This window comes from Acinetobacter sp. UBA3132 (genome assembly GCF_002364825.1).
Classification (GTDB): domain Bacteria; phylum Pseudomonadota; class Gammaproteobacteria; order Pseudomonadales; family Moraxellaceae; genus Acinetobacter; species Acinetobacter schindleri.
Genome location: NZ_DEZM01000162.1, coordinates 1 through 10,846 on the forward strand (window position 1 = coordinate 1; position 10,846 = coordinate 10,846).

Genomic DNA, 10,846 nt, shown 5'->3' on the forward strand with positions numbered 1-10,846 from the left:
GTAGTTTTAGACTTGAGTAGAATAACTCAAAAGAGCCAATTAAATGAAACATTAAACTCAACTGATTTAAAAATTTTATGATTAAAAAAGGAAAAAGTTATAGGAAAACATGGTTTTCAGGAGTTCCAAATGAATCAGTATAATTCAGTTAAATTTGTCAAAGAAGTCAAGGAATCAAAAAGTGCCCAATAAAAGTGCCTAAATTAGGGCATTTTGGCATGGCGGAAAAGGGAAGGAGTACAGCAAAAAAAATGGAACGACTGTCAGAATGATCAATGTAACAAAGTACAACAAAAATTAAGCTAAGAAAAAATGAACAAAAAAGGAAATATCCTTTAAGAGAATGAATATCGTTTATAAATTCAGCAGATCAAAAAATCAGGGCCTAACTTATAAATGATATATGACAACATCATTTTTATGAATCATCAGTTCAAAATATAGGTATTTATTAAATAAATATTGGGTAGTATTTTGGAATGGTTTGATTAGAATCCAAAAATTCAACAAAAACACATTCTGAGGGGAAACATCGTTTTTGCGATGTTTACTTAAGAAAAAATTAGCTTGAGGGACGCTCATGCAAATCGGAATTCCAGCCGAAACTGTCGTCGGTGAACATCGTGTCGCTGCGACACCTGAGACAGTAAAGAAATTGATCAGCGCTGGTCATAGCGTGATTATCGAACGTGGTGCAGGGGTAAAAGCTGCCTATATCGATAGCGCTTATGAACAGGTTGGTGCAAAAATTACGGATGATGCCTATACCGGTAGCCAGATGATTTTGAAAGTTCGTGCACCGAAGGGTGAAGAAATTCAAAAATTACCTGCGAATGCTACAGTTGTGGCGATGTTTGACCCATACCGCAATACCGAGCTTGACCATTTCGCGGCACAGAATGTGTCTGCATTTGCATTGGAACTTTTGCCACGCACCTTGTCTCGTGCGCAAAACATGGATGTCCTATCTTCTCAGGCGAACCTGTCGGGTTATAAAGCAGTGCTTCTTGCTGCAGCAGAATACCAGCGCATGTTCCCGATGCTGATGACTGCGGCAGGGACGGTTAAACCGGCTCGTGTCGTGATCATGGGAGTAGGGGTTGCAGGTCTGCAAGCGATTGCAACTGCAAAACGTCTCGGTGCTGTTGTAGAAGCAACCGACTTGCGTCCTACAGCTAAAGACCAGGTTGAATCTTTGGGTGGTAAGTGGTTAGACGTACCAATGTCTGAAGAAGAACAGCAAAAAGCAGCTGATGCGGCTAAAAATGGTTATGGCTGGATGCCAGGTGAACAGTATATCAAGGATCAGGCGATCATCGTTGATAAAGCAGTTTCCAATGCGGATATTGTGATCACGACTGCACTATTGCCAGGTCGTGATGCGCCACGCTTAATCCGTGCCGAGACCGTTGCCAAAATGAAACCAGGTTCAGTCATTTTAGATATGGCGGTTGAAACTGGCGGTAATGTAGAAGGCTCTCAATGCGGTGAAACGGTTGTGACTGAAAATGGCGTGAAGATTCTGGGTATTCCGAATATTCCTTCAACCTTGTCGACTGAAGCATCTGCACTGTATGCACGTAACGTTTTGAACTTCGTTGAAACTTTATTTGATAGCGAAAAGAATTTTGCCATCAATCCAGAAGAAGAAATTCAGAAAGCCCTACTCGTCACTCACGGCGGCCAAGTGCTGTTAAAGCGTGGTTAAGGAGAGTACTCATGGTTGAAACTATTACGATTTTTGTCCTTGCCATCTTTGTAGGTTACTACGTGGTATGGGGCGTGACTCCAGCTTTGCATACGCCGTTGATGGCGGTAACCAATGCACTTTCTTCAATCATTATCGTGGGTGCGATGATTCAGACTGTTGGTTTACCCATGGTCGGTGTTGAAGGCAGCGTAGACTTCCAGACCATTAACGTGGTGAGTGTACTTGGCGCAATTGCAGTATTCCTGGCGAGCATTAACATTTTCGGTGGCTTTGCCGTGACTGCACGTATGCTGGAAATGTTCAAACCAAAACAAAAGAAAAAAGAGGGCTAATTGATGGAATTCATTCGTGAATATGCAAATTGGTTCTATTTGGTTGGTGCCATTCTCTTTATCTTGACGCTACGTGGTTTGTCAGGTCCTAAAACAGCAATTGCAGGTAACCGCTACGGTATGCTTGCCATGGCGATTGCGGTATTGACGACTTTCTTTGTCGCAGAAAATCCGGTGATCTGGATGATCCTTGGTGCAATGGTGCTTGGTGCGATCGTCGGTATTGCCCGTGCGAAAACTGTACCTATGACTCAAATGCCTGAAACCGTCGCGCTGATGCACTCTCTGGTAGGTTTGTCCGCAGTTCTGATTGCTATTGCTGCGATTATCCATAACAACAAGTTAATCGAATTGGGTCCAGACCTTTTAGCTGCAAATGGGGTAACTTTCCATGAAATGAGCAAAGTGCATTTGTTCGAACTCTTCGTGGGTTGTTTCGTCGGTGCGATTACTTTTACTGCCTCTGTATTTGCTTACGGTAAACTGGCTGCGAAGAAATGGGCAAAAACCATTTCAGGTGCTTGGGTAAAACCAGTTCAGGCATTGATCTTTATCGCAATGCTGGCAGCAGGGATTCACTTCTTCCTGACTGGTAACATGACATCCTTCTGGGCAATGACCGGTCTTGCACTGGTATTCGGTTGGGTATGGATTGCACCAGTCGGTGGCGGTGATATGCCAGTTGTGGTATCGCTTCTGAACTCTTTCTCTGGTTGGGCAGCTGCAGGTATCGGTTTTACCTTAGAAAATAACATGCTGATCGTTGCTGGTTCGCTGGTGGGTTCTTCAGGTGCAATTCTGTCTTATATCATGTGTAAAGCGATGAACCGTTCGATCATCAACGTTCTGTTCGGTGGTGCGATGGGCGGAACCGCAACAGCAACAGCGGGTGCAGGCGAGCAGGTACAACGTAATCATCGCTCAGGTTCTGCAGATGATGCCGGCTTCCTGATGTCGAATGCAGACAGTGTAGTCATTGTACCCGGTTATGGTATGGCGCAAGGTCGTGCACAAAATGCGGTGAAAGAGTTGGCGAACCTGTTAAAAGAGCAGGGTGTGACTGTACGTTTCGCGATTCACCCGGTTGCAGGTCGTATGCCTGGGCATATGAACGTATTGCTGGCTGAAGCTGACGTGCCATATGAAGACATTCTGGAAATGGATGAGATCAACTCTGACTTCCCGGCAACAGATGTAGTACTGGTAATCGGTGCGAATGACGTGGTTAACCCGGCGGCCAAAGACGATCCAAGCTCACCAATTTACGGTATGCCAATTCTGGAAGCGCACAAGGCACGTACGATTTTGGTGATCAAGCGTTCTATGGCAACAGGGTATGCTGGTTTAGACAATGACCTGTTCTATAACGATAAGACCATGATGATCTTTGGTGATGCCAAGAAAGTTGTGGAAGATATGACCAAAGCCATTAATGGTACGGGTCACTAATTCCTAAAATCTTCTTCCAGATCCTCTTTTGTAAAAGAAAGGTCGAGATGAATTAAAAGATTTAGAAAAAAACCACCTTCGGGTGGTTTTTTTATTTTTGCTCTTATTTTTTTATGCACCACAGTTAATTGATATTTGATCGCAGATAAATATTTATCTTGTGAATTAGGAATTATTTATCTATGAAAATTTGATAGGTTTATCATTAAATTGCTTCTTCAAATAATTTTAAAATTCATAAATTGTATGGCATTGTTCTTGCTATTCCCTCATTAAGAGCTAGGGGGATTACATGACAAAAATAAAATATTTAGGGTTTTTACTGGGGCTACTGAGTTTACCTATCTATGCAGCTGAACCAGCAGAAATGGTAAAAAATATCCAGGAAATCCGGATATCGCTGGACAGTGTCTGGGTGGTGATGGGCGGTATTCTGGTGTTCTTCATGCAGGCAGGTTTTGCACTGATTGAGAGCGGATCAGTCAGAAGTAAAAATAGCGTGAATGTTTTAATGAAAAATTATATGGATGCCTGTCTTGGAGGGCTGGTTTTCTGGCTGATAGGTTTTGGGCTTATGTTCGGAATTAATCATACCGGGTGGTTTGGTAGCTCACATTTTGCACCGGATAATTTAGATAGCTGGAGCTGGAATTTACTCTTCTTCCAAATGATGTTTGCCGCAACAGCAACCACCATTGCCAGTGGTGCCATGGCAGAGCGTATTCATTTTGTCGCCTATGTGGTGAGTGCCGCTTTTGTGAGTGGCTTAATTTATCCAGTTTTTGGCAGTTGGGCGTGGGGGAGTCTATTTGAGGGTGAAGGCTGGCTCAAAGCCATGGGCTTTATTGATTTTGCTGGTTCAACTGTAGTGCATTCGATTGGTGGCTGGGTTGCTTTGGCGGGCATTATTGTATTGGGTCCACGTATAGGGCGTTTTGGCCGTAATGGTCAAGTGCACTATTTACCCGGCCATAATCTGCCTTTAATTGCCTTGGGTGGTTTTATTTTGTGGTTAGCCTGGTTTGGCTTCAATGCCGCTTCTACAGTCAACGCCGATGTCAGCATCGGGCGGATTGCTTTAAATACCCATCTCGCAGCGTGTGCGGCGGCAGTGGCTTATATGCTATTTGCCCTGGTACGACGTAAAGCAATTTTAATAAGGACTACGATTAATGCTTCCTTAGGTGGGCTAGTGGGGATTACAGCGGGTTGCGCCACAATGAGTCCTATGTTTGCTGTTATAACCGGACTGGTAGCAGGGTTGCTGGTTAGTGTATTGCCAGCATTACTCGAAAAAATGCGTATTGATGATGTGGTGGATGCTGTCACTGTACATGGCTTTTGTGGCGCTTGGGGGACGCTAGCTGCGGGTATCTTTTATGAAAGTAAAATGTTTGATAGCAGCATTATTGCTGTTCAGGCAGTAGGCGTTGGTGCCGGATTTGCCTGGGGCTTCGGGGTGGCATTTATTGTATTTAAAGTGCTGCATATTATTTTAGGTGGTTTACGTGTGAGTGCACAGCACGAGCAGCGTGGTCTGGACTATACCGAGCATGCTGAACTGTCTTATCCAGAATTCCAGCGAGATGTAACTTTCGATACGGATCACATTACCAAACGACATTAATGGATAGGAAGGTATAACATGAATGCAGAAGTGCTCAATCTAGAACAGCGCCGCCAGGCTATTCAGCGTGGGCTACAGCATTATTTTCAAGGACCTCACCTGGAACAGATCGTAGGATATTGGGAACAGGAATATAGCGGGCAGCCTGCTTTTGTACTGAATCGCTTTCTTAGCGAGATTTGTACTACAGAAGAGCTTAAGCAGAACCGGAAAGATATGCTTAAACAGGTACTGCATGAACTGACCATTCTGGAAAAAAGTGAATGGATCGAGTCTGAAGATACAGAGGCAGTATCTCTTAATCAGAAGGCACAGTACCAGGCTTATATTGAGTTTGGAGAATCAGTTCTTGATCAGGTCAAGCTAGAAGATCAGAAAGACTTTTATAGGGAGCTGGCACAGCAACTGGTACAAGACCGGATTTTGTTCCAGGAAACTAGTCAGAAATTGCAGAAAAGTGCGGATTTGCTGAGCTATGTATCTTCAAAACTTTATGCACAAGCCATTACCAGTCTATATCAGGTATTCTGTGACTTCTATGGCCCACAACGTAGTGATCAGGTCTATGCTCAGGCCAAGAATTTGATCAAACAAAAATACCCAGAAGCTAATTTACAGCAACTCCTTTGAATCTTTTCGGTTAAAGTTTATTTTGAGCCAATAAAAAAAAGCGGCCTCCATGGGCCGCTTTTTTAAGAATCTGTTTTATGCCACTGAATCTGCAGGAGCATTGCTCCACAGGCTTTCTAGGTCATAGAATTTACGCGCTGTAGGAAGCATGCAGTGAACCACTACATATCCGAGGTCTAGGAGAATCCATTCAGCATCACGTTCGCCTTCGATGCCAAGCGGACGGAAGCCAGCTTTACGTGCTTCTTCAGCAACATTGTTGGCAAGAGATTTGATGTGACGGGTAGAGGTACCGCTGGCAATGACCATGGCATCAGCAACATTGCTCATACCGCTGACATCAAGCACAACAACTTCTTTGGCCTTTACATCTTCAAGTGCAGCATGCACGACTTTCAAGCAGTCTTGTACAGTCTGTAAGTGTGAATTCATAGTAAGATCGTGAGAATTAGAAGCGCTGGGCGATGGTTCTAAATTCATGGGGGATATAATTTCCTAACAATTATGCATGATCTAATATAGCGGTTTTGCCCCGAAATTTCAAATCAGCACATTGTTCGGTTTGTAATCAATCTGCAAAATATCGGGTCTTCCAGCCAAAAGACGCTGCTGAATGCTTCAGCGGGCGATATTCTGCTGCCACATAGCCTTGATATTGGCTATTCTCTAACCATTGAAAAATCTCGACATAATTGACAATAGCTGTACCCGGTTCATGTCGCCCTGGACAGTCTGCAAATTGAATGTGTCCAATTGTGTCAATATTCTCTTTTAAAGCTTCAAATACATCTTCACCCATCATCGCCATATGGTAACAGTCATATTGCATCTTTAAGGCTGGATGTTGGACTGCTTCGAGCATCTCTTGCGCTTGAGCTACATTTTGCACCAGGAAGCGTGGCGTGTCGGTCCCATTGATCATCTCAAAAACTGGCTGAATACCATGATCTGCCAACATCGAACAGGCCATTTTCAGATTATCTGCCAATGTATTCAGGCAAGGTAACAGGTCACTATCCAGCGGCTGTTTACCTGCCAGAATATTGACGCTCGGTACTTTCAGTGCGGTTGCATATGTAATCGCTTGTTGCATCGCTTGATGAAATTCAATCTCCTTGCCGGGTATGCCAGCCAGTCCATGACCGCCTTGCATCAGGTCACCTGCTGGGACATTGATCAGGCATAAACTCAGCTGATGCGCTGTCAACTGTGCCTGAATCTGCTCGATAGTCAGTTCATAAGGAAACTGGATTTCTACATGGTCAAAACCATGCTCACGGGCAAGGGCAAAACGTTCCAGCAGGGGAACTTCCGTAAAAATCATGGAAAGGTTGACTGCGAATTTTAACATCTGAAGCTCCTTGCACTAAATATGGAAATAATCGTGAAAATGAAGTTATTGAACGTGCTGAATGACAGTCGCTAGATCCGTTTCGCTATAGCCATTCTCTTGATGAGCCTTGAGCTGAGATAAAGCTTGAGAAGCAACCGGAATATTTAGCGCATGTGCTGCTGCAAGCTGTACTGCATTATTGAGGTCTTTGGACAAGGTCTGAACTTTCCATTGCACCGGTTCAAAGGTCTGGGTGGCCATACGCGGTGCCAGAATCTGAAACGGTTTTGAATCCGCGAAACCACCGGCCAGCGCTGGGGCAAGCAGGGTGGTATCTACTCCAGCACGTCCAGCCAGTGCCACAGCTTCGGCAATCAGTGTACTGTTTGCCGCGACAATCAGCTGATTACAGATTTTCGTCGCTTGTCCTGTACCTGGGTCACCCATGCGAGTCACGCGTTGGGAGAGGACTTGGTAAATTGCAGCTAAAGAAGAAATAGTCTGTTCATCACCGCCGGCAAAGACCACAAGACTGCCTTGTTCAGCACCGGCAGTACCGCCAGAAACTGGAGAATCAATCCAGATCACCTGTTGGGCCTGCGCACGTTGTGCCAGTTCCAACGTCTGCTGCACAGATAAACTGGAGAAATCTACAATCACCTGTTGTGCAACCAGATAAGGCTCAATCTGTTCATACACTGCTTTGACGGCTAAATCGTCCGCCAGACAGATGAGAACTACCGGGTAATTTGCAATCTGCTCAAGCTGTAATAACTGTGCACCTTGAGCAATCAATGCATCACAAGCAGAAGCAGTACGGTTCCAGACAGCAACTTCAAAGCCTGCCTGAATCAGCCGGCTGGCCATACGGCTACCCATCAGGCCCATACCAAGAAATGCGATTTTAGTGGTTTGATCAAACTGCATGATGCTATCCGATATCTACTGAGATGATCTTATGAATACTGGCGAGGCTGGAACTGGACTTCTGGATTCTTGTCTTTCTTGCGTGCCAACTGGCTGTTTTTGCCGAGGAGTAATTTTAACTGCCAGATTTTTTCCATACGTAAGGATTTGTTTGGTTGATGTTCCATGGCATCCAGCACATATTTAGACGCCATTAAAGCATCTGGAGAACGCTGCAACATTTCTTCAGCCAAGACTTGTGCTTTTGCTAGAGGTTGCTCATCTACATGAGTGATCAGGCCGATCTGCTTGGCATAGTTACCGTCAAAAATACGCGCGGTCAGTGTCAGTTCTTTGGCTAGATCCAGACTGATTAAGCCTTTTAACGAACGGCTCAGACCCATATCTGGTACTAAGCCCCAACGGCTTTCCATAATTGACATTTGAGTCTGTGGATGAGCAATCCGAATATCTGCTGCCAGTGCCAGCTGCATGCCTGCACCAAAACAATAGCCTTCCAAAGCTGCAATCACGGGAACCGGTAATTCTTGCCAGATCAAAAATGCTTTCTGAAATAGACTCTGACCCGGACGCAGCAGTTCCCAGGCTGCATAGGCACGATTTTTTGGATTATTTAAATCAGCGAGATCAATCCCGGCACTAAAGACCTGTGCTTCACCTGTCAGAATGACACAGCGGATACTTTTATCCTTTTTGATCGTGTTGGCGGTTGCAACAAGTTCACGCAATAGCGCAAAACTCATGGCATTACGTTTGTCCGGACGGTTTAAACTCACCGTAGCAATTCCATTATTTTTTTCTAAACGAACCAGTGACATGGCTAAACCCTTCATTTTTATTGCCCTGAGCATAGCATGTGCGTTAGATCACGTGCATGACACTTAAGTCACGCTTTGTGATTGTTCTTAACTTGCGCATTAGATCATATGCTTATTTAGCACCTGTTGTGCAGCCTGTTCCACCTGGCCAATGCCTGCTTTAAGCTCATCGAGGCGTTTCATCACCTCCTGAACAAAGGCTTCATCAGCTTTGCGGCGTTCTTTACGTAGGGTAGAAACAAACTGTTCAAAACTGCCTGTCAGCTGTTGCAGGTTCGGCGTACCCACATAACGTGTCGCGCCGTAGAGCCGATGCAGTACATGTTCCAGTTGTGGAAAATCTTCCAGTTCAATCAGCTGTTCTATTTCACTGAGTTCAGTTTCAAAACTGTCGACCAGCATTCTCAACAGATCTACGGCCAGATCTTCCTTATTGGCAGCCAGTTGCAGACTTTGCTGCCAGTCCAGAATATTGCTATCCAGAGCATCAATGACATTCGCACGTTCTAGCATGGGTGCCTTGCGGAAATTTTCCGTGGTCCATTGAGTCAGAATCTGGATGATCTGTTCAATCTGAATGGGCTTGGTGACATAATCATCCATGCCACCCTGTAGCAATTTATGCTTTTCATCAGACAGGGCATGTGCAGTCAGGGCAATAATCGGCAAACGTCGATGGTTTTCAAAGGTGGATTCCAGCGAGCGGATGGCACGGGTTGTATCCATGCCGGACATTACCGGCATCTGAATATCCATAAATACCAGATCAAATGCACTTAAACCTTCTTCATGGCGTTGCTGGATAATATCAATCGCCTCCTGACCGCTAGTGGCCTTGGTCGTGGTGACATTCAGTTCACCCAATAGCGCTTCCAGTACAATCAGGTTGGGTAAATGGTCATCGACTGCCAATATATGCAGCCCTTGACCATTAAAGTCTTCATGAACCTCTTGATCGAATACGGGCTGGTTATTCAGGAGTTGAATCAGTGCACTACGGCTAAGTGGCTGGTAGAGCGCACGGGCACGGTATTCATTCAGCATATTTGGATCAAGCTGCATCTGATAGCCATAGACTGCCAGATTGCCATGATAACGCGCACGAATTTCTTGTAGCAGGGCCTGACTGTCACCGCTATGATCAACGATTAGCCAGGTATTTTCAGTCGTGGTTTTTAGATGATTCAGACGGCTAAACAGATCCAGAATCGAAGCACACTCGGTATGCTTCACGTTATAGTTTTCCAGATAATGACGCAGTACATTCGCTGTCGCTGGATGTGCCAGATAAGAGACCACAGTCAAATTGCTAAAGTCTGGGTGTTCGATCACATCATCTTCATCGACCAGGAACTGGGCGGTAAACCAGAAGGTTGACCCTTTCTCGGTCGGAGCGCGTTCCTGGTTATCTTCAAAGCCGATCTGGCCATGCATCAAACTGACCAGCTGTTTGGAAATCGCCAGGCCTAATCCAGTGCCACCAAACTGACGTGTAACTGAGGTATCGCCTTGTGAGAAGGACTCAAACAGCTTCTTGCGGTCAGTACCGCTGAGGCCGATACCACTATCCTGTACGCTAAAATGCAGCAGGCATTGCCCGATATCATCGTGTTCCATTCGTACCCGCACGATGATTTCGCCATCCGGCGTAAACTTGATCGCATTGGAAATCAGATTAGTCAGAATCTGCTTAAAGCGCAGTGCATCACCATTGACACATTTTGGTACATTGTCGGCATAGTAGAAGGCCATATCAATATGCTTCTGCGCTGCCAGTGGCGAGAGCATGTCCATTACATCAAAAATCGCTTCTTCCAGATCAAACAGCGCCGTTTCGAGTTCTAGTTTACCAGCATCAATCTTGGAAAAATCTAGCACGTCATTGATCAGGGCCAGCAGATGCGCCGATGATTTGCGGATGGTTTGTAAATACAGACTCTGCTCATTACTTAAATTACCCTGACGCAGCAGCAAATGAATAAAGCCATCAATACTGTTCAGTGGGGTGCGTAATTCATG

Annotated in this window: 10 protein-coding genes; 5 read left to right on the forward strand and 5 right to left on the reverse strand. The window is 45.1% G+C overall.

What is annotated here, in order from left to right:
• Window positions 1-580: 580 nt before the first annotated feature.
• From B4033_RS08775 to B4033_RS08795, 5 genes are all read left to right on the forward strand, one after another.
• A complete protein-coding gene (locus B4033_RS08775) occupies window positions 581-1,708 on the forward strand; it encodes a Re/Si-specific NAD(P)(+) transhydrogenase subunit alpha (RefSeq protein ID WP_008304924.1) in 1,128 nt (375 codons plus the stop codon).
• A gap of 11 nt (window positions 1,709-1,719) precedes the next feature.
• Window positions 1,720-2,043, forward strand: coding sequence for a proton-translocating transhydrogenase family protein (locus B4033_RS08780; RefSeq protein WP_004783638.1), 324 nt, complete (start codon window positions 1,720-1,722; stop codon window positions 2,041-2,043).
• 3 nt (window positions 2,044-2,046) lie between these two features.
• On the forward strand, window positions 2,047-3,492 hold the full coding sequence (locus tag B4033_RS08785) for an NAD(P)(+) transhydrogenase (Re/Si-specific) subunit beta (RefSeq protein WP_286833265.1): 1,446 nt from the start codon (window positions 2,047-2,049) through the stop codon (window positions 3,490-3,492).
• A 292-nt stretch (window positions 3,493-3,784) separates the two neighbouring features.
• Window positions 3,785-5,119: an ammonium transporter gene (locus B4033_RS08790; RefSeq protein ID WP_008304926.1), complete on the forward strand. Its 1,335-nt coding sequence runs from the start codon at window positions 3,785-3,787 to the stop codon at window positions 5,117-5,119.
• 18 nt (window positions 5,120-5,137) lie between these two features.
• Complete coding sequence (locus B4033_RS08795; RefSeq protein WP_004816039.1) at window positions 5,138-5,749, forward strand: hypothetical protein; 612 nt, start codon at window positions 5,138-5,140, stop codon at window positions 5,747-5,749.
• 75 nt (window positions 5,750-5,824) lie between these two features.
• Here B4033_RS08795 and rsfS read toward each other — a convergent pair whose 3' ends face one another.
• The 5 genes from rsfS to B4033_RS08820 all read right to left on the reverse strand — a co-directional run.
• Window positions 5,825-6,229 carry a ribosome silencing factor gene (gene rsfS, locus B4033_RS08800; RefSeq protein WP_004816041.1) on the reverse strand — a complete coding sequence of 135 codons (405 nt, stop codon included), beginning with the start codon at window positions 6,227-6,229 and terminating at the stop codon, window positions 5,825-5,827.
• A gap of 88 nt (window positions 6,230-6,317) precedes the next feature.
• Window positions 6,318-7,100 carry a hydroxypyruvate isomerase family protein gene (locus B4033_RS08805; protein ID WP_286833267.1) on the reverse strand — a complete coding sequence of 261 codons (783 nt, stop codon included), beginning with the start codon at window positions 7,098-7,100 and terminating at the stop codon, window positions 6,318-6,320.
• 45 nt (window positions 7,101-7,145) lie between these two features.
• Window positions 7,146-8,009 carry an NAD(P)-dependent oxidoreductase gene (locus tag B4033_RS08810; protein ID WP_286833268.1) on the reverse strand — a complete coding sequence of 288 codons (864 nt, stop codon included), beginning with the start codon at window positions 8,007-8,009 and terminating at the stop codon, window positions 7,146-7,148.
• 29 nt (window positions 8,010-8,038) lie between these two features.
• Window positions 8,039-8,827 (reverse strand): crotonase/enoyl-CoA hydratase family protein, encoded by a 789-nt coding sequence (locus B4033_RS08815; RefSeq protein WP_286833269.1) that lies wholly within the window; start codon window positions 8,825-8,827, stop codon window positions 8,039-8,041.
• A 99-nt stretch (window positions 8,828-8,926) separates the two neighbouring features.
• Window positions 8,927-10,846: ATP-binding protein (locus B4033_RS08820; protein WP_286833270.1), on the reverse strand; the 1,920-nt coding region annotated here is incomplete at its 5' end.

What these genes read in the sequence shown, in the direction of transcription:
- B4033_RS08775 (WP_008304924.1), top strand. Translation starts at nt 581, where the DNA reads ATGCAAATCGGAATTCCAGCCGAAACTGTCGTCGGTGAACATCGTGTC.
- B4033_RS08780 (WP_004783638.1), top strand. Translation starts at nt 1,720, where the DNA reads ATGGTTGAAACTATTACGATTTTTGTCCTTGCCATCTTTGTAGGTTAC.
- B4033_RS08785 (WP_286833265.1), top strand. Translation starts at nt 2,047, where the DNA reads ATGGAATTCATTCGTGAATATGCAAATTGGTTCTATTTGGTTGGTGCC.
- B4033_RS08790 (WP_008304926.1), top strand. Translation starts at nt 3,785, where the DNA reads ATGACAAAAATAAAATATTTAGGGTTTTTACTGGGGCTACTGAGTTTA.
- B4033_RS08795 (WP_004816039.1), top strand. Translation starts at nt 5,138, where the DNA reads ATGAATGCAGAAGTGCTCAATCTAGAACAGCGCCGCCAGGCTATTCAG.
- rsfS (WP_004816041.1), bottom strand. Translation starts at nt 6,229, where the DNA reads ATGAATTTAGAACCATCGCCCAGCGCTTCTAATTCTCACGATCTTACT.
- B4033_RS08805 (WP_286833267.1), bottom strand. Translation starts at nt 7,100, where the DNA reads ATGTTAAAATTCGCAGTCAACCTTTCCATGATTTTTACGGAAGTTCCC.
- B4033_RS08810 (WP_286833268.1), bottom strand. Translation starts at nt 8,009, where the DNA reads ATGCAGTTTGATCAAACCACTAAAATCGCATTTCTTGGTATGGGCCTG.
- B4033_RS08815 (WP_286833269.1), bottom strand. Translation starts at nt 8,827, where the DNA reads ATGTCACTGGTTCGTTTAGAAAAAAATAATGGAATTGCTACGGTGAGT.